Consider the following 23,255-nt stretch of genomic DNA (forward strand, 5'->3'; position numbering starts at 1 on the left):
CCCGGCATGGGCATGGGTCCCGGCATGGGCATGGGCCCCGGCATGGGCATGGGCCCCGGTATGATGGGCCCGGGCTACGGCGGACAGATGGGCCCAGGTTACGGCGGGCAGATGGGCCCGGGTTACGGCGGACAGATGGGCCCAGGTTACGGCGGGCAGATGGGACCGGGCTACGGCGGGCAGATGGGTCCCGGTATGATGGGTCCCGGTATGATGGGTCCCGGTATGATGGGTCCCGGTATGATGGGTCCCGGTATGATGGGTCCCGGTATGATGGGTCCCGGCATGATGGGGCCCGGCATGATGGGGCCCGGCATGATGGGGCCCGGCATGATGGGGCCCGGCATGATGGGCCCGGGCTACGGTCGGCAGATGGGTCCCGGTATGATGGGCCCGGGCTACGGCGGACAGATGGGCCCGGGTTACGGCGGACAGATGGGCCCGGGTTACGGCGGACAGATGGGCCCGGGCTACGGTCGGCAGATGGGTCCCGGCATGATGGGGCCGGGTATGGCCCCGGAAACGGCAGCACCAAGCGAGGAAGATACGGGCACTACAGATAACCGCATGAAGAGTCCCGGCATGAAGGGGCCGGGTATGGCCCCGGAAACGACAGCGCCAAGCGAGGAAGACACGGGCACTACAGATAACCGGTAGTGTCTCTAGACATCCCGGTAGGCCGGTCCCTTGGGGGCCGGCCTACTGCAAGCGTCGGGAGAGGAGAAGGCATGTGGTGGGATAATATGCACGGTTACGGCGGCGGTTTCTGGCCGGGCTGGCTTTTGATGGTGCTGTTCTGGATCTTGGTGATCCTCGGCATTGTCGCCGTCATCAAATTTCTGTTGGCGGGGACCAGTCGTAACGCCGCCATCGACATCCTCAAAGAGCGCTACGCACGCGGAGAGATCAGCAAGGACGACTTCGAAAAGATGAGACGTGAACTGGAGTAGGTCGCCTGCCGAACGGGCAGCCACGCGCATAGCTCGAAAAATTTTTCGATCCGTACTGGCATTTCCGGGAATGGCTGCTATTTTTAATAGTGCCTAACCATCAAAGCTGGACCTTGCCGGGTGGTCTCCCCAGACCACCCTTTTTTTTCTATGCGACGGGGCTTTCCTGTCGGACTATCTTCCGGAATCGCTTTTTAAATCTGAAGTACCTGCGAGCCGCTGATCGGGATCGCATGACTGAGGCACTAAAGCGCTTGGTCAGCCCCCGGTGCAAAAATGGTGGGACGCAAAAAAGTCATTTGCCAGGCAATCAGAAGCCGTTGCGACCTGAAGAAAAGAGAAAGCCTGGCAGCTCCGCTGCCTTAGGAAGTTAGTCCCGGAAGGACGCATCCCTTAGGCCGGTGGCTTTGCGCCCTTGCCTTTCGACAAGGTTGCTTTTAACAGGCTTACCGTGAGGATAGGCGGCATTTCAGCAGCCACCATCCGTGGGAATACGGAAATGCCGTTTCCGTGCTAACGAGCTTCAAAGTATTGCCCTGAATCGAGCTTCAAGGCCGACCGTTCGGCAAAGGGAGTGGTTAGCAGCCTGTCGGACTTAGGATGTTCTTACTCGGCAACTGCTCCCTGCGTTGCTCTACCTCCTGCATCCATGCAGTCGTGCGCCGGTGGGAGAGCGGCCCAAATTTCCCCGATTTCTCGTTGCGTAGACCCACTCGGCTTTGGCTCCTCGAGAATAGGTTCCAGACATTCTCTAATGCCGCCGTCCATGGCGGCATGCGTCGCTCTATCGAGTGCATCCCTGCACTCGTATGCGCCTCGAAATCATGAAAATTTGGTCTCACTCTCCCACCTTGCTCGCTACGGGCACCTAAGTCCGACAGGCTGGGGAACCTCTGAAAATTCTTTTTTTTCGTCACTCCCGCGAAAGCGGGAGCCCAGTATAAACAACAGCTGGATTCCCGCTTTTGCGGGAATGACGAATTTATAGAAGTGCCCGCTATACTTCACGGGCAGGAGACGGAAAAGGAAGTACCATGCCACTCAGGCGTCGCGATTTCCTCACAGTCGCAACACTGGCTGCTGCATTACCGGAACTTGGCGGTTACCGCAGGGCGACAGGGGCTGAAATAGTGGATGGCGACTGGGAGACCATCCGGGCCCAGTTCCGGCTTGATCCGACTTACGTCAATATGGCTGGCCTGCTTTTGACATCCCACCCGGAGCCTGTTCATAACGCCATCCGCGAATATCGAATCGCTCTGGACGAAAGTCCCGCCCTCTATGCCATGGAAAACCGCTGGGATCTGGAGCGCAGGGCGCGCCGGGCCGCTGCACGTTTCATCGGTGCCCGGTACCAGGAGGTGGCGCTGACGGACAGCACCACGATGGGACTATCCCAAATCTACAACGGTATTCGGGTTCGTTCCGATCAGGAGCTGCTCACCACCGAAGAAGACTACTACGCGACCCAGCAGGCCCTGCGATATACAAGCCGCCGCACAGGTGCATCCCTTCGCATCGTGCCGATGCCGTCCGCGGAAGCCTCCGCAGTGAGCACAGAACGCATCGTCGACAGACTGATTGCTGAAGTGCGTCCCGAAACACGGGTGCTCGGTCTGACCTGGGTGCACTCGAAGACAGGACTGAAACTGCCGGTTCGGCAAATTGCCGAAGAGTTGGCAGTCATCAATCGTCGTCGGGATGAGACCGACCGGGTCTTGTTGGTTCTTGACGGTGTGCACGGTTTCGGTGTGGAGGATTTCCAGGTGAGCGACCTCGGCTGTGATTTTTTCGCCGCAGGCGCCCACAAATGGCTGTTCGGACCCAGGGGTACGGGAATCATCTGGGGCCGGCCGGAGCGAACCGCAGAGGTGGACATCACCATTCCGACGTTTACCCCTGACGGAACCTGGGGCGGTCACATGACCCCCGGCGGGTTCAAACCCTTCGAGCACCAATGGGCACTGCCGGCCGCATTCCGATTCCAGGAGAACATTGGTCGCGATGCCATCGCTGCACGCATCCACGAACTCAACCGTCAAATGCGGGAAGGCCTGTCAACGATCCCGCAGGTCCGACTGCACACCCCAATGAAGCCTGATCTTGCATCCGGCATCACCTGTTTCGATATCGAAGGCATGAGACCGGAACAGGTAGTCGAAGCGTTGCTGGAGCGGAATTTCGTGACCAGTGAAACGCCCTATAAGCCGTCCTCGGCACGGGTGACTCCGGGACTGTTCAACACCCCCGAAGAGGTGGACCGGACGTTGGCCGCCATTGATGCGATAGCAAAACGAGCCTGAGCAAGTCCACGCCCCATAAGCTGCCGCATCTCGCTTTCATGGATCGGCCGCCGCATGTTAGTTGACTAATTAGTCATTTGGTAGCAATATTTCTGATAAATCCTCTACCAATTGATTAAATAGTCATGCCACGTCGCTCATTCGCCGAACCCGAAACCTTCCAGCGCGTCCTGCGCCAGATACTCCAGGCGGCAGCCAAGCGCGGGATCGACGAGAGCGAGCTGGCGGTACGGGCCGGTGCGGCGCCGGAGACCCTTTCACGCATGAAAACTCGCGGCAATGGTGACTTCGGCCTGGTAACCAGGCTTGCCCAGGTTGCCGGGCTGCGCATCACTGCCGTTCCGGACAACGATGCACTCGAGTCGCTGCAGCGAGGGGACTTCTTCTGATGGATTATCACGCCGTCATCTGGACGCGCCGACCGGAAGGTCCGGTCAAGATGGGAGACCTGGTGGTGACGCCTCGGGAGACCCGATTCAGCTATACCGAGGAGTATCTCGAGCTCGGGCCTGCTGCAGCCGGCCTGGCGCTCCTTTCCTCGCAGCGCCTCTACGGCCGCAACCCCGTCATATTCCAGGCCCGGGACGCCATGCCGCTCCATCCCCGCCTCATGGCGCTGATTCCCGGAGAAGGGCGGCGCAATATCCAGCGCCGTATCTACTCACGCATCCTGGAGAAACGACCCAATCCACCGGCCACCGGGTTCGAGATGGATTGGGAGTTGTTGCTACTCACAGGCCACGACGGTATCGGCCATCTCGACCTGTTCCGGGATGACCGTGCAGCCGAAGCCTCCTACACCCGCGCTGCGACCATGGCGCCGACGCCCGGGAATCGCTCCAGGTTCTGGAAGACCATTCGGGACGATGTCGCCCTCGATGTGGAACTCATGGATGCCGAGGCTGTGGCCGAACTGCTGGGGCCCACGCCGTCCGCCGGCGGCATGATCCCCAAGCTGCTGGTTGCCATACCGGACGCGCCGGAATGGGATGGCACATTCGCCCGACCCGGTACTCCGGAAGTGGAGGGGCGGCGCTTCGTCGAGGTGGTGCTCAAGATCGAGCCCTCGGAGTACCGGGGCGTCGCCGAACTCGAAGCCGAGTGCCTCGAACTCCACCGGGAGGCGGGATTCGAGGTACCGAGGTCGTGGCGGGCCACACTGGATGGCCTGGAATTACTCGCCGTCGAACGCCTCGATTTCACTGCCGAAGGGCTCCCGATCCCCATGGAGAGTCTGTTTTCGGTGTTCGCCACCGGGCGTAGGGATTTCAACTCCAATCAGGATACCGACCTGGCCGAGGTCGGTTCATGGCTCGAGAAACTCGCCTCCGTGGTAAACATGGACGTGCGAGCGGTGCAACGGGAGATGTATCGACGCTTGTGTATGGCGGTGTGTACCGGCAACGGCGACATGCACCTGCAAAACCTCTCGTTTCTGGGTGGGCCGGAAGAGGTCCGCCTCTCGCCGATCTATGACCCGGCGCCCATGCGGGCTTGGCCACAACATGATGTCCGACTCGCGGTACCTCTCGATTTCGACGACACAATCGGGGGCTTCGGCGAGAACCTGATCGAGCTGGGAACGAAATACGGGCTGACGCGAAAGCAGGCCGGCGAGATGCTCAGGTGGTCGCTTGAGGTGACCGATGATTATGCAGAGCGGGTGCAAAGTCTGAGTGCCGTACCGGAAGAGCGCCGCCACCGACTGGCCGCCACGGTTCAGCGGGAACGGGAGCACCTGCGGATCGCATTGGATGGTGCTTGATCCCTCCATACTACGTGACTTTACATAATATACATTATGCGAATTGCTTATTGGAGTAACAGCCGGAAATCGTAGCCCCTTGAGGGCCTCAGGCTTCCGCCGCATGGGGTTCCGGGTAGTCAAGCCCCTGCGGTATTTCTTCAGTCACCAGGTTGTTGGTTCTGGCGAAATCCAGCAGAAACTTCAGCAGCATCGGCTCTTGCTGTTCCAGACTGGTATCCACCAGCACGCAGTTGGCACCGTCGATGGTGATCACGCGAACTTTGGGATGGAACCGGATACGGCCTCCCGAACCGGTTCGGCCTGCGACCGATGCAAGGCGCTGCGCCCAATCGCCAGGTCGGAATCGCTGCCCGTCCTTGGTGAAGTTCCTGATAATGATCTGCACTGAAAGACTCATAGGTTCCTGGATGTGATTGCAAAAACAGAATGGTCTTGTTTGAGACCAAGCTAATTCTATATACTTATAACATATACTAATGGACACCAACAATTATGCCCGAATCCCTACTGCGTCACCTGAAGCCCAGCGGTGCCTATGAACTGCTCCAAAGCGAACCAAGGGCCGTACTCATCGACATTCGATCCGGTATGGAGTTTCTCTTTGTCGGCCATCCGGTCGGTGCCATTCACATTCCCTGGATCGACGAACCAGACTGGGATATCAACCCCAACTTCGTCAAACAGGTAAAGGCCCTGATGCTAGGAGGGGTAATCTGTGAAGCGGACAGTATGTGCGCCCCCGTGATTCTCATCTGCCGAAGTGGCAAACGTTCGCTCGAGGCAGGCAAGGCGCTGGTCCAGGCGGGGCTCCCTCAGGTCTACAACGTGCTGGACGGTTTTGAAGGGGAACTCGATGAGCACCATCACCGGAGCAGTCTGGGTGGCTGGCGTTTTGAGAACCTGCCGTGGGAGCAGTGTTAACTCTCCCGGCAGCCTTGAACAGCTAAAGGCCCGCCCGCTTTGCCTGGGCGGGCCTTTAGTGCCTTACGGGGTCAATGCTTCCGCTGAAACTCGTCGGCTTTCTTCTCGGCATCATCCCTGGCAATGCCATAGCGCTCCTGAAGATAGCCGACCAGACGGTCACGTTTACCTTCGATGCGATCGAGATCGTCGTCGGTCAGCTTGCCCCACTGCTCCTTTGCGCGACCTTTCCATTGTTTCCAGTTGCCCTCGATCTGGTTCCAGTCCATGGCTGCCTCCATTGGTATTTCCTTCTTGAGTTCTAGACCCCAACCCCTGGTATCGGCCATCCGTTCAATTACGCAATACTCGGGACGTGCCCCGCTAATGGGCCACGACAAAGCGCGCTGCGATGCTTGGGAATCGTGCGCCGGCCCGGGCCGGATGCCTGTAGGTTGGCCTTCACGCCGTCATCGGTTCGCGACGGGCTAAAGCCCGACCTACATCGCGGCGCAGGATTGGTCCATTAGCGGGGCTCCCTTCGGGCCGGTTCACAAGCCTCCTCGGCTGCGTTGCAGTCGCTTGAATTGGCTTACGGCCAGTCCTGCGCTCCTGCGCCTTGCCAAGGGCGCTTGTGAGAACGGCTGAGCGTTACACTATTTTCCACATGGACCACTAGACTCGTTTAAGCAGGCTTCGGGCACACACCCGCCCGGTCAACAAAAGGGAGTTGGGGCGATATGACGGACGTTGTCTGGCTGGCGGCCATCGTGATTGCTGCCATTGGCCCGATGGTGCAGTCCACCTTTTCACGTAATCCGGCCATGAGTCCGGTCAAATACGTGGCATTTACCTTTGTATGGCCCTTCGTGGTCTTGAGCAGCCTGCCACTGCTCTGGAGTGACGAGTTGTCCCCGGCGATCCTGGCAGTTACTGCCTTGGTGTTCATTTCGATGGTGATTTGTACCGGCGTATTCATCCTACGCCGGAGGTGAACCGTGCCTCTAGGAGCCTGTCGGACTTAACGCTGATCTACTGCGGAAAAGCCGGATTTGGCCAGATTTTCCGATCTTTCTCGTTAAATAGACCCACTATTCGCCTCGAAAGATCGAAAAATCTGTCTCAAACCGGCTTTCCCTCGCTAAGATCGGTCAAGTCCGACAGGGCTCCTGGGCGAACCGTTCAGGTGTCGCGATCAATAGTCGTTTTCAAAAAGTGGGTCGAACAGGAGATGCAGGGATCGTAATTTCTGACCCCCGCCTCCAGATGCGACTGCAATGCGCCATCATCGAGTGCCAGGGATTCCAGCACACTCTGACGCAGATCGTCTTCCATGTGCGCCTGATTCTGGCTGGTGGGTGGCGTAATCACCGCCTTGACCACCTTGCCTTCCGCATTGAACCGGTATCGGTGCCAGAGGATCCCCCGCGGCGCTTCCGTACAACCAGCCCCCTCCCCCTCTCTCGGTACGATATCCACATAGGGCTTTGGCAGGGGTTGGCTGAGGTAGGCCTCGAGAATGCGGGTGGCCTCTTCGATGGCGACATGAATCTCCACCGACCTCGCCACGGCACTGTGGAACGGATTGTTGCTCGGAAAACGGATGCCGGTCTTCTCCAGAAGGCGGGCGGTTGCATCCGGCAGTCTGTCCAGGTTGTTGTTGAGTCGCGGCAACGGTCCGACCCAATAGGGTTTGCCGTCCAGATGAGCGTGAAGTGCCGTAGAGTGCGGGACCTGAAATTCACGGTAGTGTTGCTCGAAGTCTGCGACCTCGATTTCCAGCCCTGTACTGGCGAAAATATTACCCTGCGCCATGGGGTATTCGCTGCTGTGGCGGAGACTGACCCAGGGTGCATCCCGGTGAATATCGGGATAGTCGAACGTGGCAGTCCATTTAATCAGTTCGGCAGCATCATCCCGAGCGGCACGGAAACGCTCCAGCATGGCGCGTGCTTCCGAGTGCGAGGGCGCCCGATAGAAACCGCCCGGCCGTGCACCCACCGGGTTGACGGCCCGGCCACCGAACATCTTCACCAGATCATTGCCAAGGCCCTGGAGATGCAAACCACGGCGGACCTCGGCCGGATAAGACTTGGCCAGCGACATGGCATCCGGGAATCCGAAAAAATCGGGTGCCGCCAACAAATGAATGTGCAGCGCATGGCTCTCGATCCACTCACCACAGTAGTAGAGACGGCGAAGGGCATGGATCTCCGGGGTCAACACTGCGCCAAAGGCAGCTTCAATGGCCTGAGAGGCGCTGAGCTGATAGGCCACCGGACAGATACCACAAATGCGTGCGGTGATGTCCGGGATTTCCCGCCAGTCCCGCTGCTGCAGAAAGGTCTCGAAAAAGCGCGGCGGCTCGAAGATACGCAGCCTCAGATCCTCGACTTGACCGTCACGGATTTTGACGTGGAGCGCTCCCTCCCCCTCGACCCTCGACAGAACGGGGACTTCGATCTTCCGTTCACTCACGACCGCATCCCTCCATGTTTATGGGGTTGCGGTGGCAGCGGTGCATCCGGAGCCCCTTTTTCCCATCTCAAGGAAGCCCCGCGGAAGGGTTCGGCCCAGCTGTAGATCAGCCGTAACCGGCTCACCACATCGGCCGGTGTGAGCCCGGCGCCATTGAAGCGGCGGCCGAGGGCGTCGATATTGCCACCGCCCTGAGGTCCGAAGCAGCCATAGCAGTCCCGCTCCTGATGGGGACAGAGAGCACCGCAGCCGGTACGCGTAATCGGCCCCATGCAGGGCTGATCCTGCGAGACCAGCACGCAGACATTACCGTCGCGTTTGCATTGCAGGCACACCGCCTCGCTGGGCAGGTTCGGTTTGACCCCCGACAGCACGCTGTTGATCACATATTTGAGTTGCCCCTGGTCCGGGGGACAGCCGGGCACCTCCCAGTCCACCACGATATGCTCATGAAACGCCGTGGACTGCGGCAACGCATCGATGTGCTCGGGCTCGGTATAGAAGTCATTGAGGTAGTACGTCAGATCCCCCCAGTTTCGCAGTGCCTGGAGTCCACCGGACTGCCCACAGGCGCCGATGGAAACCACAAGGTCGCTGATGTCGCGAATATGTTTGATTCGCTCTATCTCATGCGGAGTGGAAACCGAACCTTCGACGAAAGAGACGGCATAGGGGCCCGGGTCCATACGGCTGGTAGCCTCGGCAAAGAACGCAATGTCCACCCGGTCGGCCAGCTGCAGCAGCTCCTCCTCGAGACTCAGTATCTGCACCTGACAACCGTCACAGGAAGAGAACTTGTGAACGGATATCTTCGGTTTGTCCATGATTCAGTATCCCTTGACCTTCATCAGTTCACGGACCCGGCTATACGGAAAAACGGGACCATCCTTACAGATGAAATCGGGGCCGTACTGGCAATGCCCGCAGTGTCCCAGACCGCACTGCATACTCCGCTCCATCGACAGATAAATATCATCGATGGGCCGCCCCCGCCTCAACAACTCCTCGGCCACGGCACGCATCATCGGTTCAGGGCCGCACATCATGACCATTCCCTCGATGGCCTCAGGCTCGACCTGGTCGAGCAGTTCGGTGACCAGTCCGAGGTGCCATTTCCAGTTCGGGCCCGACTCCTGGGAAGCGAACAGGCACTGCGTGTCTTTCGCATCGCACCAGGCATCGAATCGATTGCCGTAGATCAGATCCCGTGGCTGGCGAACACCATGCATTACCGTGACCTTTCCGTACTGGTCACGGCGTTCATGGGCATAGCCCACCACCGAGGCTGTCGGAGCACAGCCGATACCGCCGGTAACCACCAGCAGATTCCGGTCTTTCGCCTTTTGCATCGGCCAGCCGGTACCGAAAGGACCGCGCAACCCTACCTTGTCGCCCTTGCCAAGCCGGACCAGGCCCTCGGTCACACGCCCAACTGCGCGAATGGTGTGGTCGATGAGCTCCGGTTCGGCAGGATCCGATGAAATAGAAATGGGGACCTCCCCTACCCGTCCCAAATACAGCATGTTGAACTGGCCAGGCTCAAAGCGATAGGCATCCCGCTCATGCGGCTCCGTCAGGCGCAGGCGCAATGTGACGATATCGGGTGCCTCCTCCATCTGATCCACCACCTCGGCGACCATCGGCAAATAGGGATTATTGCTCAGTAGTGCACTCACGATGCCTTCTCCCCCGGTTGCGCCCTGATGGCGGCGATCTCTTCGGTCAGATCAATCCCGGTGGGACACCAGGTGATGCAGCGGCCGCAACCGACACATCCCGAGGTTTCGAACTGTTCCCACCACGCCCCCACCTTGTGCGTGAGCCACTGCCGGTAACGTTGACGTACCTCGGGCCGAAGGTGTCTGCCGTGAGTACTTCCGTGTTCGAGGGTAAAACAGGCATCCCACTGGCGAACGTGATCGCTGCCGGTACCGTCCATAGAGGGCACTTCCACTTCACGGTGGCAAAAACAGGTGGGACACACCATCACGCAATTGGCACAGGAGAGGCAGCGCTCGGCGACATCATCCCAGCGTGGATGCTCGAGATTACTGAAAAGGAGTTGATAGATTCCATCGTTGTCGATGTAGCGGACCTGGGATTGGGCACACGCCTCGATGGCCTCTTCGGCGCGCTCCTTGGCACCCTTGGGTGGTACCAGGTCCAGCTTGGCGGCGATGGCCTCACCGGCCGCACTGCCGATCTCCACGACAAACCCCTCGTCCAGCTCTGTCAATGAGAGGTCGAAACCATCCGCAGCCTTGGGGCCGGCGTTTTGGGAGCTGCAGAAGCAGGTGGCGACGCAGCGGGTGCAGTTGACTGCCACCACGAACAGGTTTTCCCGTCGGTCGGCGTAGTATGGGTCCGTATGGGGCGAGTGTTTCCCTTTTAGAAAAGTCCGGTCCTGGACCTTCATCCCCGCGATGTCACAGGCCCTTGCCCCGATAACTGCGGTTCTGGGGGATTCGGACAGACCGGACTGGAAGGTCCCATCGGCAGAAAAGGACCACAGTTTTTCCTGCGCAGCGAAGGTGAAACGCTTGAGCGATTCATGGCCGTTGACGAAGTCGAAGAACCGGACGTTGCCGCTCTCTTCCAACCGGTACCGTCCCGGCTCCTGGACGCTCGCCAGTCCCACCGGCAGCTGTGCCGCAGAATCGACCCGATCGAACACCACTGCCCCGGCCCGCACAGTCGGCCCAAAAACCCGATAGCCCGAGTCAGCAAGCTGGCTGATCAGCTCATCCAGGCCTTCCTTCGACATGAATGCCACATCCATAGGCTCTCCAACTCGTTAGGTAAACGCGGGAAGTTATGCAAGCTCCCCTAAGCAAAGCAGCAGCACAGCGAATTTCAACTGGTCCCGCTATAGTGCAGAATGCCAATATTGTCCGAGCTTGAGAACCAGATTACACCGCACAATGGCGACCGGACCGAAGACTGCCAGGACAGATATCTCTTCGACAGGATGGCAAACATGATCGAACCGGAGTTTTCCCTCGAGAAGGGCCTCATTCATCTCAATCACGCCGCCGTTTCACCCTGGCCCCGACGTACCGTCGAGGCAGTGAAGGCGTTCGCCGAGGAAAATGGAATCCGGGGTTCACTCGGCTATCCGCGTTGGCTGAAAACCGAAGAGCAACTGCGGGAGCAACTGCGCAAGCTGATCCATGCACCGGCCATCGAGGACATCGCGCTGGTTAAAAACACCTCCGAAGCCCTTTCCTTTGTGGCTTATGGTCTCGACTGGCAGGCCGGAGACTCCGTCGTTATCACCGATCAGGAATTCCCCTCCAATCGTGTAGTTTGGGAATCACTGCAGGACCAGGGTGTTTCCGTTCGAAAGGCCAGGCTCAACCAGCACGTCTCTCCCGAAGAGGCGATCATGGCCGAAACGGACGACTCCACCCGGCTGGTGGCGATCAGTTCCGTCCAGTACGCCAGCGGACTCAAGATGGATCTGGCCCGAATCGGCCGCTTCTGCCGGAAGCGGAAAATCCTGTTCTGTGTCGACGCAATTCAGAGCGTCGGCGCGCTGCCGATGGATGTTCAGGCGATCCATGCCGATTTTCTGGCCGCGGATGGGCACAAGTGGATGCTGGGCCCCGAAGGGCTCGGGGTATTCTATTGCCGTTCGGAAATTCGACCCTGCCTGAAGCTGACGCAATATGGCTGGCACATGCTCGAAGCTCTTGGCGAATTTGATCGCCAGGAGTGGAAAGCCGCGGAAAGTGCCCGCCGTTTCGAATGCGGCAGTCCCAACATGCTCGGTGTTCACGGTCTGCACGCCAGCCTTTCACTGCTCCTCGATATCGGTATCCCGGTCGTGGAAGAGGCCATTCGCCAACGTGTGGATAGGCTGGTGACCGGTCTTCAGGCGATACCGGATATCGAAATCCTATCGGACCTCCGCCCGGATCGACGTTCCGGCATCCTCACCTTCCACCACCATCGGTTGTCCGATGCAACCGTTCACGAGGCCCTGAGCCGGCGAGGCGTCTTTTGTGCGCGGCGCGGTGGGGGCATACGTCTTTCCCCGCATTTTTATACGCCTCTGGAGGCCATCGACCGGACTTTGAAATGGGTCACCGAATGCTGATGGCCGCGGCCTCTTCGCCCCTGCGCCATTGTGAGCTTCCGTAGCAGGTGTTAGCATCAGCCCATCCAGCATTCCGGCTTCCCAATCCTTGCCGGCCCCCTTGACCACCCGATTTCTTCAGAGATGAGCAAGAGCATACAGCACGTCAATGCCCAGGAATTGAGGCGCTTCATTCCCCTTACGGAACTGACGCATGAAAACCTCATCGACGTGTCGAAGAAAGCCGTTATCGAGAAGCTTTCCAAGGGGCGAGCCCTTTTCAAGGCAGGTGATACGATAAACCAGTCGTTCTACCTGCTATCGGGAGAGGTAAAGATCGTCAGCGCCGGATCCGAAAAGGTGGTAGCGGCGAATACACCCCAGGCGCGCTATCCACTGGACCACCACAACCCTCGTTTGGCCACGGTAACCGCCCGCACCGACGTCCACTTCTGCCGGATAGACAACGACCTCCTGGATATTCTGCTCACGTGGGATCAGAATGCCGGATATATGGTCAACGAGATCGATGCCGAACAAAGCGCTGAGAAAGGCGTCTCTGCCGATAAGGATGATCGTGACTGGATGACTCAGATGTTGCGTTCCAGCATCTTCCATCGCATTCCACCATCCAATATCCAGGCCATATTCATGCACATGGAGCCGATGCCCGTCCGTGCAGGTGAGGTAATTATCCAGCAGGGTGATGAGGGGGATTATTATTACCACCTCACGTCCGGCCGCGCCGTGGTTACCCACACGGGAAAAAGCGGCAAGGTCATCAAGCTGGCGAACCTGGGGCCGGGCCAGGGATTCGGGGAAGAGGCGCTGATCTCCAACTCAAGGCGCAACGCCAATATCACGATGTTGACCGACGGCTCGCTGATGCGGCTGGCCAAGGAGCACTTTGAAAAGCTGCTCAAATCACCGGTCCTGCAGACGGTCGACTACCAGAAGGCCCGGGCCATGGTGAAGGACGGCGCACTGTTGCTGGACGTCCGTCTCGACAGCGAGCACCGGAACGCGAGCATTCGGAACAGCCTCAATATCCCTCTCTATCTGCTACGCATCAAGGCGAAGAGCCTCGACCCGGACAAAACCTACATCGTCTATTGTGATACCGGCCGGCGCAGTTCCTCCGCCGCCTATCTTCTCAGTGAAAGAGGCTTCGATGCCTACGTGCTGGACGGTGGTCTGATGGCCATAAAACAGCAGGCCTGAACCACGCTAACCGGCGCTGGGAAACAGGCGGTGGTAGTTTTCCGTGGTCTGGCGTGCCAGGGTCTCCAAATCCACACCACGCTCCTGGGCGATCCGCTCGGCGACGTGCAGCACGTACGCGGGATAGTTCGGCTTCCCGCGCTTCGGTACCGGGGCCAGATAAGGCGAATCGGTTTCGATCAGCAGTCGGTTATCCGGCACCTGCTTCGCTACCTCCCTTAGTTCCCGTGCACTGTTGAAGGTGATGATGCCGGAAAAGGAGATGTGGAAACCGAGCTCGATGGCCCGCCGGGCCGTTTCCCAATCCTCCACAAAGCAGTGCATGATGCCACCCACTTCGTCGGCCTTCTCCTCTTCCATGATCCTAAGAGTGTCTTCGCGCGCCTCGCGGGAGTGGATAATGAGCGGTTTGCCTGCACGACGTGCCGCACGAATGTGGGTACGGAAGCGGTTTCGTTGCCACTCCAGATCACCTTCACTGCGAAAATAATCCAGCCCGGTCTCCCCGATAGCCACCACTTCCGGGTCGTCGGACAGCCTCAGCAGCTCATCCTCGTCCGGTGCATCCTCCTCTTCATTGGGGTGCACACCCACCGACGCCGAGACATTCGAATAACGACGGGCGATCTCGAGGACATCGGGAAGGCTCTCCCGGTTGATAGCGACGCACAGGAGGGAGGCGACGCCATTTTCCGCCGCTGCTTCGAGGACCCCATCCATGCTGCCACCGAAGGGTTCGAGGTCAAGACGATCAAGATGACAGTGAGAATCGACGAGTTTTGCTTGCATAGAATTCGTTGGGATTTTTTCTGCACCGCAATTATGGATGAGCCCGGACGAGGCTGCGGAAAAGCCCGGGTGGGCTTTTCATTACGGATTAGCTTGGGTGCAAAACCAAAATGATTCCTTCGCCACGGGTACAACAGCCGGAGTGGTTACATGGTATGGGTCTGGCGTTCCGATTTCAGGGCACCTGCAAGGTAGGTTTCGACCTTGCTGCGCACCGTGCCCTTGTCCTGTTCACTGAACTGCACGCCAATGCCGGTGGTACGGTTGCCTTGGGAACCCTTCGGCGTGACCCAGACAATCCTGCCGGCGATAGGCAGTTTTTCCGCCTCGTCCATCAGGGTCAGGAGCATAAATACCTCGTCCCCGAGCTGATAATCCTTGTCAGTAGGGACAAACAGGCCACCGTTTTTCACAAACGGCATATAAGCGGCATACAGCGCACTTTTATCTTTGATGGCCAGCGAAAGAATGCCTTGTCGGCCTGCGCCAGGGATCATGTCCGCCTCTTCTCGACAGCAACTGAATGGTTTGTTCTACCGGCACAAGGCACGGAAATAGCGTGCCCAGGTTATCACGATCTCTTCCAGCACCAGCTGCGCGTTCACCTGATGCTGAACTTGCCGCACTCCCTGCTGGGTGCGATCCAGCAGCCGGTAGAGTGCTCCTAAGTCTACCTGCTCAGCGAGGGGTTGCAAACGCCCACGCAGGTCGGGATTGGAGAGCCGGGCGGAGTGCGGAGCCGACCGCAACCGGATCAGGTCGGTCAGACAGCTCGATAGCCAGCGAAGCACCGGTTCCGCGCCCCCCTTGAACCACTGCTCTGCTACGGCAAGGGGCAGTTCCCGTTGTTCACTGAGGGCCTGCAAGGCCTCGATGACGGACTCGCGTACCATCAACTGCTCGCCGCTGGCCAATTCCAGCGCCGCCAGAGGCGCCCCTCCGCTCATTGCCAGCAAGTCCGCGGCGGCGCCCGGCTCCTCCACGCGGTTCTGGAGCCATTCACCGGCCTGCTCAGGTGTTGCCGGCGGCAGCGGGACCTGTTGGCACCGGCTGCGAATCGTGGGCAAGAGGGCCGACGGTCTGGAACTGCAGAGCAGCAGGAGCATATCCGCAGTGGGCTCCTCCAGGGTTTTCAGCAAGGCGTTGGCGGCATTGACGTTGAGTCTATCCGCCGGGGATACAATGGCCACTCGCCGGTTGCCGTACTGCCCCTTCAAACCCTGAAACGCCACGACCCCCCGGACCCGATCCACGGTTATGGACTTGCCCTCCTCCAGCGGCTCCAGCATCAGGAAGTCCGGATGGCTGCCCGCCGCATAAAGAGTACAGCCGCGGCACCGGCCGCAAGCCGTGCCCTCCTCTTCGGGCTGTTCGCACAGCAGGGCCTGGGCCAGTGCGGCGGCCAGCGAACGCTTGCCGATTCCCTGCGGTCCAGTCAGCAACAGGGCATGTGGCAGACGATCAGCACGGTGGCGCCGCACCAGTTCGTGCCAGATAGCCGCCTGCCACGGGTAGGGTTTCAGGGGTTCATCACTCACGCAGCGAACCCTGCCAGGTAGTCGCCGAGAATGGTATCGATTCCCTTCTGGACCTCATCGAGCGTACCGGAGGCATCAATGATCCGGAACCGTTCAGGATCAGCCGAGGCACGGTGCCGATAGCCCTCGCGCACCCGTTCGAAAAAGGCAACCGCTTCACGTTCGAAACGATCGGGCTCACTCCGGGCACCGGCACGCGCCAGGCCGACCTCGACCGGCACGTCGAGGTAGAGGGTCAGATCGGGCTGAAGTCCCGCCTGGACAAAGGCTTCCAGTGTGGCGATGCGCTCTTCGGGAACCCCGCGACCGGCACCCTGATAGGCATAGGTGGCATCGGTAAAGCGATCGCAGAGCACCCAGCGTCCCGCATCAAGTGCGGGAAGGATCCGTTCATGCAGGTGCTGGGCCCGGGCAGCGAACATCAGCAGTAATTCGGTGTCGGTACCCATGTCGGAATTACGGTGATCGAGCAACAGATCACGGATGGACTCCCCAAGAGGCGTGCCGCCGGGCTCACGGGTCACTACCACGTCGACACCGGACTCCTCCAGCCGCTGACGGATATAGGCCAGATTGGTACTCTTGCCGCTGCCTTCGGAACCTTCCAGGGTAATGAAACGGCCTCGCATCGGGTGCCCTCATGAAATCATCCGGGGATGGTACCGGGCACCACCGAACGCGGCAAATTCAGTGAGGCTACGAGATTCGAAGTTTCGGGACGCGAGTCCTCGTTCCTCGAATCTTGTACCTCGTCCCTTAGCCGCCGAACGGCCCCTCGAAGGCCGTACGCAACCTTTTCAGCGCAGCGGGGGTCTCTACTTCCATCACCTGCTCCTGGACCCATTTGTTATCGGCACCCATTACGGACTCGACGTAGCTTCCAAACAGGCGCAGAAGTGGATAGCTCGGCTCGCCATCGATGACCTTGTATTGGGAGTAGTCGGCCAGGCGCGCATTGAGCCTCCCAACGAATTCTTCCCGATAGTCCGCCGGGCCGAGCTCCTCGACCCGGTTTTCATTCATGGTATCGACTAGCTTCAGTGCCAGGGCATTTGTGAAGCGCTGACGCTCGGCATCATCAGAAACGCGTTCGGCGACCCAGTGATCGGTGATGACGATGAAAAAGGCGAGAAACTCGCCGATGGTATCCAGAAGCTGTTCATTGGAACGGAAGTTGAAACCGTCGCTGTACATCTTGTTGACGCTGTCCTGGGCGATTCGCCAGCCGTTGAATGCGACCACGCCGGCAATCTCCTCAATGGACTTCTCACGCTTTTTGTTGTGCCATTTGCTCTTGACGCGCACGGGGAATCTCCTGGTTGGTGGCCGCACACAGGCAGCCGGAATGCAAAAGCTAGCGCTACCGCCATCGATAGTTTAGTATTTTACTCAACATTTATCTGGAGGCAACCTCTCCAGGCGATATGGAGTCCATCATGGTAACCGCCAGCGACGAGATGCTGCACGCCCTTGTAGCGACCGTGCAGCACAATTGTGACATCTCCGATGCCCTCTATGCCCGTGAATACACGATCTGCATCTACTTGCTGAAAATGCGCGAGCTATTCCGCTGGGAGCAGGCCTATGGTTACGCGGATCCCCTTCCCAAAGAGGAGTTGGGCGCCTGGGTAATGGCCCGGGAAGCCCACTGGGAGACCCTCGAAGGCCAGGAGTACGCGCCTGTATCGATAGACGGGGAGGAGTTTGACCCCTTTGCGGACCAAGAGATCAACAACAGGCTTTCCGAACTCGGCATGGTCTATTCCGGCGGCATCGGCACCTGGCGGAAACCGCACTTTTTTCTCGCCGACCTGGAGCGCCGCGAGACCCTCGACGAACGCACGATTTACATCGCCGGTCGTGAACGGGCCAGAGACATCACCGCGCCGCCGGCCATGACCCGGGAAGGCAGCGTTTTCGTCCGCCGGGAGTCACTGCGGCGCACGATTTGGGAAAAAGTCGAGGAGTGGCAGTGGCGCAAGGACTATGAGCACCCGATGGCGCATCTGATTCAGGCCTATCGACTGGACGATAATGTCGAAAAGGGACTAGATCGACTCACGGATGATGAAATCGAAACGCTGATTCTCCACGAGCTTGGCGAAATCGAAGCCGGGAAACGCCTGGGGAGGGAATGGGAGGAGATGCTGGCCGAAAGCGGCCGCACCCGCTTCGAACTGATTGCCCGGTCGGTGCGGGACCACCTGGCGGATACCCTGGTCACCCTTCCCCGTCTGCTGGAGCGGGACAACCCCGCCGCCCTGCACTTTTACATGGCCAATCTGTCCGGCATCCGCCGTGAACTTTTCCCCTCTCTGCGCAATGCCAATGCCACCTGGTTGAACAAGGGGCGCATCGAACCGCTTCTGGATGTGATCGAAAAGGGCCAGTCCCACTGGGAAGCCGTGGCGCGCCAGCTTCTCGCGAACTACCGGAAGCAGCCGGAGCCGGAGGCCATGGCCATCGAAGAGGTCGCGTTGTAAGTTTCACCACGGGGAACACGGGGAAGACAATCCACGAAGGCGAGCCCACGGGCCATGACGGCTTCGCCGTGTTTGGCCACGGGGTGGCCTCCTACCGGCGTAGAACCTTCGCCGGTGCAGGAAGCCGGCCCTCCGGCCGAAAATGGCCTGCAGGCCATCCCTGTGTTCCCGGCAGGACCAAGACGCCTCCAGACCGGGAACGCTTCCCGGTGCCTGTCCAATAAATCCCCCGTGTTCCCCGTGGTCAATCCTTCTTTCGCGCCTTACGATCCAGCTCCGCCAGATGGGCCAGTTTCTCGCCGATCTTGATCTCCAGACCGCGGGGCGCTGGCTGGTAATAGTGCCGCTCGGGAAGTTCCTCGGGAAAGTAGTGCTCGCCTGCAGCATAGGCGTCCGGCTCATCATGGGCATAGCGGTATTTACGTCCGTAGCCCAGTTCCTTCATGAGCTTGGTGGGGGCGTTGCGCAGATGGATCGGCACCTCCAGCGAGCCGTGCTGCTTCACATCTTCCATAGCCGTGTTGAAGGCCTTGTAGACCGCATTGCTCTTGGGGGCGGCGGCCAGATACAGGATGGCCTGGGCGATCGCCAGTTCCCCTTCCGGGCTGCCCAGACGCTCCTGAACGTCCCAGGCATTCAGGGCAATCTCCATGGCGCGGGGATCGGCGTTGCCGATCTCCTCCGAGGCCATCCGCACCACGCGACGGGCGATATAGAGCGGGTCACAGCCCCCATCCAGCATGCGCGCAAACCAGTACAGCGCCCCGTCAGGCGATGAACCACGAACCGACTTGTGCAGGGCGGAAATCTGGTCGTAAAACGCCTCGCCGCCCTTGTCGAAACGGCGCACACCACCGGCCAACACCTCCTTGAGGACCGCTTCGCTGATGACTTCCCGGCCGGCCTCCGGCTCGGCGAGATCCGCGGCGATCTCCAGCAGATTCAACGCCCGCCGGGCATCGCCGTCCGCCACTTCCGCCAGATAGTCCCGGAGCGCCGGCTCCAGAGCGAGGTGGCGCGCTCCGAGTCCCCTTTCGGGCTCATCCAGGGCACGGTCGACAATCGTCCGAATTTCCGCCGTCCCGAGCGCCTTCAGCACATAGACACGGGCCCGGGAGAGGAGCGCGTTGTTGAGTTCGAACGAGGGGTTTTCGGTAGTGGCGCCGATAAAGGTGACGGTACCATCCTCGACGTAGGGCAGAAAGGCATCCTGCTGGGCCTTGTTGAAGCGGTGCACCTCGTCAACGAACAGCACGGCTCCCCTTCCCTCCTTTGCCTGGAACTCCCGGGCCTTCTCTACCGCAGCACGAATGTCCTTGACCCCGGAGAGCACGGCCGAGAGCGAGAGGAAAAGTGCCCGGGCGCGGCCGGCCGCCATGCGCGCCAGGGTGGTCTTACCGGTTCCCGGCGGCCCCCAGAGGATCATGGAGTGCAGATTGCCCGATTCGATGGCGGTACGCAGCGGCTTGCCCGGCCCAAGCAGATGAGCCTGCCCAAAGAACTCATCGGGGCTACGCGGGCGCATCCGATCCGCCAGCGGTCTCAGCGGTTCCGTTTCGGGACCGCTTGCATGTTCGTGGAATAGATCATTCATTGGCTAGCCGACTTTTTTAACCACAGAGGGCACAGAGAGCACAGAGAATTGAATTTCATTGAAAAAGAACTGAGAACCTGGCTAAGGCCGATAACAGTTGTTTCTCTGTGACCTCGGTGTTCTCTGTGGTTAGTAGCCCTCGCCGACGACGTCGACGCCCTCCGGCGGCTGGAAATCGAAAGCGGCGGGCTTGATGCCCGGATTGCGTTCCACGGTGTTGAAGTAGAGCCGGGTGATCTGGCCGAGTCCGTCGACCATTTCCATGGCCCGCAGCAGCTCAGGCTCCAGGGCGAGACGGATCGACTCGAAGGTGGCATCGCCGCCCTTGGGGCGCAGTTCCAGCCAGGTGAATCCCTCGTGATTTCCCAGTTCCTTGATCTCGAAGCCTTCGTCCAGTGGCCGGGTCCCAGACAGCAGCATCGCCGGGGTATCGCCCAGGGTGTCGCCCTGCTCGCGCACGGAGACCTGTTCCAGGTCGTGATCATACATCCAGAACCGTTCGCCATCGGCCACATAGGTCTGCCGGTAGGGCTTCAGGTATTCCAGTCGGAAGCGGCCCGGCCGCTTTATCAACATCTCCCCCTGGCTCTCTTCGATAATGCTGCCGTCGGCCTCCACCAGGGTCTGGACAAACTCCGCCCGCATGGTGTCGAGGCCGCTCAGAAAGGATTCCAGATTTTGCTGTCCCTGTCCGGCCTGGGCCAGGGCGGCAAAGCTCAGCAGGGGTATCGCAAGCAAGAGCTTCATTGAGCGTCGCATGGTTTATGTCTCTGGGTTAAAGGACCAAGGGCTATTTGTCAGGCGGGGGTGGCGCGAGCACCTCACGGGAGCCATTGGACTGCAATGGCCCGACGATGCCCGCCCGCTCCATATCCTCTACCATCCGGGCAGCACGGTTGTACCCGATCTTCAGCCGCCGCTGAACACCGGATATCGAGGCACGACGGGTCTCGGCAACGATCTGAACCGCCTCGTCATAGAGCGGGTCGGCTTCATCGTCACCGCCGCCACTACTCTTTTCACCCGGAAGCAGCATGTCGGCGCTGCCGCTGTTACCTTCAAGGATCTCATCCAGGTAATTCGGCTCGCCTCGCTTTTTCAGGTCCTCGACCACATTGTGGACCTCGTGATCATCGACGAAGGCCCCGTGCACGCGCGTCGGCACCGCCTGCCCCGGTGGCAGATAGAGCATATCACCGTGTCCCAGCAGGGCCTCAGCGCCCATCTGGTCCAGAATGGTCCGCGAATCGATGCGCGACGAAACCTGGAACGCGATGCGCGTGGGGATATTGGCCTTGATAAGACCGGTCAAGACATCCACCGATGGCCGCTGGGTTGCCAGTATCAGGTGGATCCCGGCGGCCCGGGCCTTCTGGGCCAGGCGGGCGATCAACTCCTCCACCTTCTTACCTACGACCATCATCATGTCGGCCAGTTCGTCGACCACGACGACGATGTACGGCAGAGGTTCAAGGTCGGGACGCTGCTCCTCCAGTTCCGGCGCATCCGGCACCAGGGGCTGCCAGATCGGATCCTTGATGGGCTGTCTGGCCTCTATCGCCTCACGGACTTTGCGGTTGTAGCCGTTGATATTCCGCACCCCGAGGGACGCCATCAATTTGTAGCGACGCTCCATCTCCGCCACACACCAGCGCAGTGCGTTGGAGGCATCCTTCATGTCGGTGACCACCGGGGCCAGCAGATGCGGGATCCCCTCGTACACCGAAAGCTCCAGCATCTTCGGGTCGACCATAATCATTCGTACGTCGCGCGGACTCGCGTTGTAGAGCAGCGAGAGGATCATGGCATTAATCGCCACTGATTTACCCGAGCCGGTAGTGCCTGCCACCAGCAGATGGGGCATCTTGGCCAGATCGGCCACCGCCACCTGGCCGTTGATATCCTTGCCCAAGGCGAGGGTCAGGGGCGAACCGGGCTTGTCATAATTAGGAGACTTGAAGCATTCGGCGAGCTGAACGATTTCCCGGTTTTCGTTGGGGATCTCCAGGCCGACCGTGGTTTTGCCCGGAATCACCTCAACCACGCGCACGCTGATGGCGGAGAGCGAACGCGCCAGATCCTTGGAAAGGTTGCTGATCTGACTGACTTTTACGCCCGGTGCGGGCTGCAACTCGAAGCGGGTAATCACCGGACCGGGGTGGACAGCCTCCACCACCACTTCGATACCGAAATCCTGCAACTTCATCTCCACCAGCCGCGACATCGCCTCAAGCGATTCCCTGGAGATGCTGTGCTTGGGGCCGGTCACCTCATCCAACAGCGCCAGTGACGGCAGCGCTGCATTGGCATTCGGCTCGAACAGCGGAACCTGCCGCTCCTTCTGTTCCCGCTCGCTCGGTTTCGGTTTCGGTTTCGGGAGCGAACCGATGGTGGGGGCAATGCGTTCCGATTGGCGTTTCTGAGCCGTTTCGCGGACCTGTTCGCGTTCACGGCGCGCCTTTCGGGCGGCGATGCGATCGGGAATCGAGGCCACCTGCTCAACGATCCGGTTGACGATCCGAAGCGTCAATGCACCGGTCGCATCCATCACCCTGAGCCAGGAGATACCGGTAAAAAGGGTTGCCCCGCTGAGAAACAGAGCCAGCAGAAACAGCGTGGCCCCCAGAAAACTGACGACACCGGCCAATCCCCGGCCGACCACATCGCCCAGCACTCCGCCCGCCGTCAAAGGTACCGAAGCCGGATCAAATTCAAAATGCAGAAATGCCAGCCCGGCTCCCGATGCCAGGCTGACGACGAATCCAAGCCCCCGCAGCCCGAGTTGCGCGGCTGAAGCCTGTTCCTTGATTCCGTTCCCGCCACGTAACAGCAGCCATCCCGCATAACCCACCATGATCGGGAACAGAAAGGCCATGTAGCCGAACAGATAAAGGAAGACATCAGCGATCCAGGCACCGGCCTGCCCGCCCCAGTTCGCGACCGGTCCCTCTCCCCCACTATGCGACCAACCGGGGTCCGTCGGGTGATAACTGCTCAGCGAAATCAGCAGATACGCCGCCAGCGCAGTCGTCAGATACAGCGCACCCTCACGCAGTCCGCGGTGCAGGTGGGTTCCGAGACCGAAGCCGCTTTCGTTTTTTGAGGTTGCCTGAGCCAAGAATTAATCTCTAACTTTAATTTAGTATTGCAAGT

The 23,255-nt window shown here is 59.7% G+C and carries 23 protein-coding genes, 1 pseudogene and 1 riboswitch; of the genes and pseudogenes, 10 read left to right on the forward strand and 14 right to left on the reverse strand.

Annotated elements, in window-relative coordinates:
- The 5 genes and pseudogenes from BLP65_RS16915 to BLP65_RS08810 all read left to right on the forward strand — a co-directional run.
- A pseudogene (locus tag BLP65_RS16915) lies at positions 1 to 657 on the forward strand (hypothetical protein); the annotation flags it as partial.
- A 71-nt stretch (positions 658 to 728) separates the two neighbouring features.
- Positions 729 to 950, forward strand: coding sequence for an SHOCT domain-containing protein (locus BLP65_RS08795; RefSeq protein WP_092995599.1), 222 nt, complete (start codon positions 729 to 731; stop codon positions 948 to 950).
- Between the two features lie 344 nt (positions 951 to 1,294).
- A riboswitch (cyclic di-GMP riboswitch) is annotated at positions 1,295 to 1,396 on the reverse strand.
- A gap of 588 nt (positions 1,397 to 1,984) precedes the next feature.
- A complete protein-coding gene (locus BLP65_RS08800) occupies positions 1,985 to 3,253 on the forward strand; it encodes an aminotransferase class V-fold PLP-dependent enzyme (RefSeq protein WP_092995602.1) in 1,269 nt (422 codons plus the stop codon).
- 125 nt (positions 3,254 to 3,378) lie between these two features.
- A complete protein-coding gene (locus tag BLP65_RS08805; protein WP_092995605.1) occupies positions 3,379 to 3,642 on the forward strand; it encodes a hypothetical protein in 264 nt (87 codons plus the stop codon).
- Positions 3,642 to 5,018 carry a type II toxin-antitoxin system HipA family toxin gene (locus BLP65_RS08810; RefSeq protein ID WP_092995608.1) on the forward strand — a complete coding sequence of 459 codons (1,377 nt, stop codon included), beginning with the start codon at positions 3,642 to 3,644 and terminating at the stop codon, positions 5,016 to 5,018. The genes BLP65_RS08805 and BLP65_RS08810 overlap by 1 nt, the downstream gene beginning before the upstream one ends.
- 88 nt (positions 5,019 to 5,106) lie before the next feature.
- On the opposite strand, the gene BLP65_RS08815 is transcribed toward BLP65_RS08810, so the two are convergent.
- Positions 5,107 to 5,418, reverse strand: a complete 312-nt coding sequence (locus tag BLP65_RS08815) for a DUF3579 domain-containing protein (RefSeq protein ID WP_092995611.1) — start codon at positions 5,416 to 5,418, stop codon at positions 5,107 to 5,109.
- Between the two features lie 95 nt (positions 5,419 to 5,513).
- On the opposite strand from BLP65_RS08815, the gene BLP65_RS08820 reads away from it, so the two are divergent.
- Positions 5,514 to 5,942 carry a rhodanese-like domain-containing protein gene (locus tag BLP65_RS08820; protein ID WP_092995614.1) on the forward strand — a complete coding sequence of 143 codons (429 nt, stop codon included), beginning with the start codon at positions 5,514 to 5,516 and terminating at the stop codon, positions 5,940 to 5,942.
- A gap of 71 nt (positions 5,943 to 6,013) precedes the next feature.
- Here the strand turns inward: BLP65_RS08820 and BLP65_RS08825 are convergent, their stop codons facing one another.
- Positions 6,014 to 6,211: a CsbD family protein gene (locus BLP65_RS08825; RefSeq protein ID WP_092996269.1), complete on the reverse strand. Its 198-nt coding sequence runs from the start codon at positions 6,209 to 6,211 to the stop codon at positions 6,014 to 6,016.
- A 450-nt stretch (positions 6,212 to 6,661) separates the two neighbouring features.
- On the opposite strand from BLP65_RS08825, the gene BLP65_RS08830 reads away from it, so the two are divergent.
- Positions 6,662 to 6,916, forward strand: a complete 255-nt coding sequence (locus BLP65_RS08830; RefSeq protein ID WP_092995617.1) for a hypothetical protein — start codon at positions 6,662 to 6,664, stop codon at positions 6,914 to 6,916.
- Between the two features lie 187 nt (positions 6,917 to 7,103).
- Here the strand turns inward: BLP65_RS08830 and BLP65_RS08835 are convergent, their stop codons facing one another.
- The 4 genes from BLP65_RS08835 to BLP65_RS08850 are packed head-to-tail and all read right to left on the reverse strand — an operon-like array spanning position 7,104 to position 11,163.
- Positions 7,104 to 8,399, reverse strand: a complete 1,296-nt coding sequence (locus BLP65_RS08835) for a Ni/Fe hydrogenase subunit alpha (RefSeq protein ID WP_092995620.1) — start codon at positions 8,397 to 8,399, stop codon at positions 7,104 to 7,106.
- Positions 8,396 to 9,223: an NADH-quinone oxidoreductase subunit B family protein gene (locus tag BLP65_RS08840; protein ID WP_092995623.1), complete on the reverse strand. Its 828-nt coding sequence runs from the start codon at positions 9,221 to 9,223 to the stop codon at positions 8,396 to 8,398. Before BLP65_RS08840 ends, BLP65_RS08835 begins: the two co-directional genes overlap by 4 nt.
- A 3-nt stretch (positions 9,224 to 9,226) precedes the next feature.
- Complete coding sequence (locus tag BLP65_RS08845; protein ID WP_217631950.1) at positions 9,227 to 10,075, reverse strand: FAD/NAD(P)-binding protein; 849 nt, start codon at positions 10,073 to 10,075, stop codon at positions 9,227 to 9,229.
- Positions 10,072 to 11,163, reverse strand: coding sequence for a 4Fe-4S dicluster domain-containing protein (locus BLP65_RS08850; protein WP_175452502.1), 1,092 nt, complete (start codon positions 11,161 to 11,163; stop codon positions 10,072 to 10,074). Before BLP65_RS08850 ends, BLP65_RS08845 begins: the two co-directional genes overlap by 4 nt.
- 213 nt (positions 11,164 to 11,376) lie before the next feature.
- Here BLP65_RS08850 and BLP65_RS08855 point away from each other — a divergent pair, with 213 nt between their 5' ends.
- Positions 11,377 to 12,498 carry an aminotransferase class V-fold PLP-dependent enzyme gene (locus BLP65_RS08855; protein ID WP_175452503.1) on the forward strand — a complete coding sequence of 374 codons (1,122 nt, stop codon included), beginning with the start codon at positions 11,377 to 11,379 and terminating at the stop codon, positions 12,496 to 12,498.
- 123 nt (positions 12,499 to 12,621) lie between these two features.
- Positions 12,622 to 13,698 (forward strand): cyclic nucleotide-binding domain-containing protein, encoded by a 1,077-nt coding sequence (locus tag BLP65_RS08860; protein WP_092995629.1) that lies wholly within the window; start codon positions 12,622 to 12,624, stop codon positions 13,696 to 13,698.
- Positions 13,699 to 13,704: 6 nt separating this feature from the next.
- On the opposite strand, the gene BLP65_RS08865 is transcribed toward BLP65_RS08860, so the two are convergent.
- The 5 genes from BLP65_RS08865 to BLP65_RS08885 form a co-directional block, all read right to left on the reverse strand.
- Complete coding sequence (locus BLP65_RS08865) at positions 13,705 to 14,487, reverse strand: TatD family hydrolase (protein WP_092995632.1); 783 nt, start codon at positions 14,485 to 14,487, stop codon at positions 13,705 to 13,707.
- A gap of 146 nt (positions 14,488 to 14,633) precedes the next feature.
- Positions 14,634 to 14,984, reverse strand: coding sequence for a PilZ domain-containing protein (locus BLP65_RS08870; RefSeq protein ID WP_092995635.1), 351 nt, complete (start codon positions 14,982 to 14,984; stop codon positions 14,634 to 14,636).
- 36 nt (positions 14,985 to 15,020) lie between these two features.
- Positions 15,021 to 16,025: a DNA polymerase III subunit delta' gene (locus tag BLP65_RS08875; RefSeq protein WP_092995638.1), complete on the reverse strand. Its 1,005-nt coding sequence runs from the start codon at positions 16,023 to 16,025 to the stop codon at positions 15,021 to 15,023.
- Positions 16,022 to 16,654 carry a dTMP kinase gene (tmk, locus tag BLP65_RS08880; RefSeq protein ID WP_092995641.1) on the reverse strand — a complete coding sequence of 211 codons (633 nt, stop codon included), beginning with the start codon at positions 16,652 to 16,654 and terminating at the stop codon, positions 16,022 to 16,024. The genes BLP65_RS08875 and tmk overlap by 4 nt, the downstream gene beginning before the upstream one ends.
- A 127-nt stretch (positions 16,655 to 16,781) precedes the next feature.
- Positions 16,782 to 17,330, reverse strand: a complete 549-nt coding sequence (locus tag BLP65_RS08885) for a hypothetical protein (RefSeq protein WP_092995644.1) — start codon at positions 17,328 to 17,330, stop codon at positions 16,782 to 16,784.
- A 131-nt stretch (positions 17,331 to 17,461) separates the two neighbouring features.
- Between BLP65_RS08885 and BLP65_RS08890 the strand changes: the two genes are divergently transcribed.
- Positions 17,462 to 18,508, forward strand: coding sequence for an Sfum_1244 family protein (locus tag BLP65_RS08890; protein WP_217631951.1), 1,047 nt, complete (start codon positions 17,462 to 17,464; stop codon positions 18,506 to 18,508).
- 244 nt (positions 18,509 to 18,752) lie between these two features.
- Here the strand turns inward: BLP65_RS08890 and BLP65_RS08895 are convergent, their stop codons facing one another.
- From BLP65_RS08895 to BLP65_RS08905, 3 genes are all read right to left on the reverse strand, one after another.
- Positions 18,753 to 20,102 (reverse strand): replication-associated recombination protein A, encoded by a 1,350-nt coding sequence (locus tag BLP65_RS08895; protein ID WP_092995647.1) that lies wholly within the window; start codon positions 20,100 to 20,102, stop codon positions 18,753 to 18,755.
- A 129-nt stretch (positions 20,103 to 20,231) separates the two neighbouring features.
- Positions 20,232 to 20,861, reverse strand: coding sequence for an outer membrane lipoprotein periplasmic chaperone LolA (lolA, locus tag BLP65_RS08900; RefSeq protein ID WP_092995650.1), 630 nt, complete (start codon positions 20,859 to 20,861; stop codon positions 20,232 to 20,234).
- Positions 20,862 to 20,892: 31 nt separating this feature from the next.
- Positions 20,893 to 23,220 (reverse strand): DNA translocase FtsK, encoded by a 2,328-nt coding sequence (locus BLP65_RS08905; protein WP_092995653.1) that lies wholly within the window; start codon positions 23,218 to 23,220, stop codon positions 20,893 to 20,895.
- Between the last annotated feature and the right edge of the window lie 35 nt (positions 23,221 to 23,255).

It is taken from the genome of Thiohalomonas denitrificans, assembly GCF_900102855.1.
GTDB classification, from domain to species: domain Bacteria; phylum Pseudomonadota; class Gammaproteobacteria; order Thiohalomonadales; family Thiohalomonadaceae; genus Thiohalomonas; species Thiohalomonas denitrificans.

Bases quoted from the DNA above. Each gene is read 5' to 3' on its own strand.
- BLP65_RS08795 (WP_092995599.1), top strand. From the start codon at position 729: ATGTGGTGGGATAATATGCACGGTTACGGCGGCGGTTTCTGGCCGGGC.
- BLP65_RS08800 (WP_092995602.1), top strand. From the start codon at position 1,985: ATGCCACTCAGGCGTCGCGATTTCCTCACAGTCGCAACACTGGCTGCT.
- BLP65_RS08805 (WP_092995605.1), top strand. From the start codon at position 3,379: ATGCCACGTCGCTCATTCGCCGAACCCGAAACCTTCCAGCGCGTCCTG.
- BLP65_RS08810 (WP_092995608.1), top strand. From the start codon at position 3,642: ATGGATTATCACGCCGTCATCTGGACGCGCCGACCGGAAGGTCCGGTC.
- BLP65_RS08815 (WP_092995611.1), bottom strand. From the start codon at position 5,418: ATGAGTCTTTCAGTGCAGATCATTATCAGGAACTTCACCAAGGACGGG.
- BLP65_RS08820 (WP_092995614.1), top strand. From the start codon at position 5,514: ATGCCCGAATCCCTACTGCGTCACCTGAAGCCCAGCGGTGCCTATGAA.
- BLP65_RS08825 (WP_092996269.1), bottom strand. From the start codon at position 6,211: ATGGACTGGAACCAGATCGAGGGCAACTGGAAACAATGGAAAGGTCGC.
- BLP65_RS08830 (WP_092995617.1), top strand. From the start codon at position 6,662: ATGACGGACGTTGTCTGGCTGGCGGCCATCGTGATTGCTGCCATTGGC.
- BLP65_RS08840 (WP_092995623.1), bottom strand. From the start codon at position 9,223: ATGGACAAACCGAAGATATCCGTTCACAAGTTCTCTTCCTGTGACGGT.
- BLP65_RS08850 (WP_175452502.1), bottom strand. From the start codon at position 11,163: ATGTCGAAGGAAGGCCTGGATGAGCTGATCAGCCAGCTTGCTGACTCG.
- BLP65_RS08855 (WP_175452503.1), top strand. From the start codon at position 11,377: ATGATCGAACCGGAGTTTTCCCTCGAGAAGGGCCTCATTCATCTCAAT.
- BLP65_RS08860 (WP_092995629.1), top strand. From the start codon at position 12,622: ATGAGCAAGAGCATACAGCACGTCAATGCCCAGGAATTGAGGCGCTTC.
- BLP65_RS08865 (WP_092995632.1), bottom strand. From the start codon at position 14,487: ATGCAAGCAAAACTCGTCGATTCTCACTGTCATCTTGATCGTCTTGAC.
- BLP65_RS08870 (WP_092995635.1), bottom strand. From the start codon at position 14,984: ATGATCCCTGGCGCAGGCCGACAAGGCATTCTTTCGCTGGCCATCAAA.
- tmk (WP_092995641.1), bottom strand. From the start codon at position 16,654: ATGCGAGGCCGTTTCATTACCCTGGAAGGTTCCGAAGGCAGCGGCAAG.
- BLP65_RS08890 (WP_217631951.1), top strand. From the start codon at position 17,462: ATGGTAACCGCCAGCGACGAGATGCTGCACGCCCTTGTAGCGACCGTG.
- BLP65_RS08895 (WP_092995647.1), bottom strand. From the start codon at position 20,102: ATGAATGATCTATTCCACGAACATGCAAGCGGTCCCGAAACGGAACCG.
- lolA (WP_092995650.1), bottom strand. From the start codon at position 20,861: ATGCGACGCTCAATGAAGCTCTTGCTTGCGATACCCCTGCTGAGCTTT.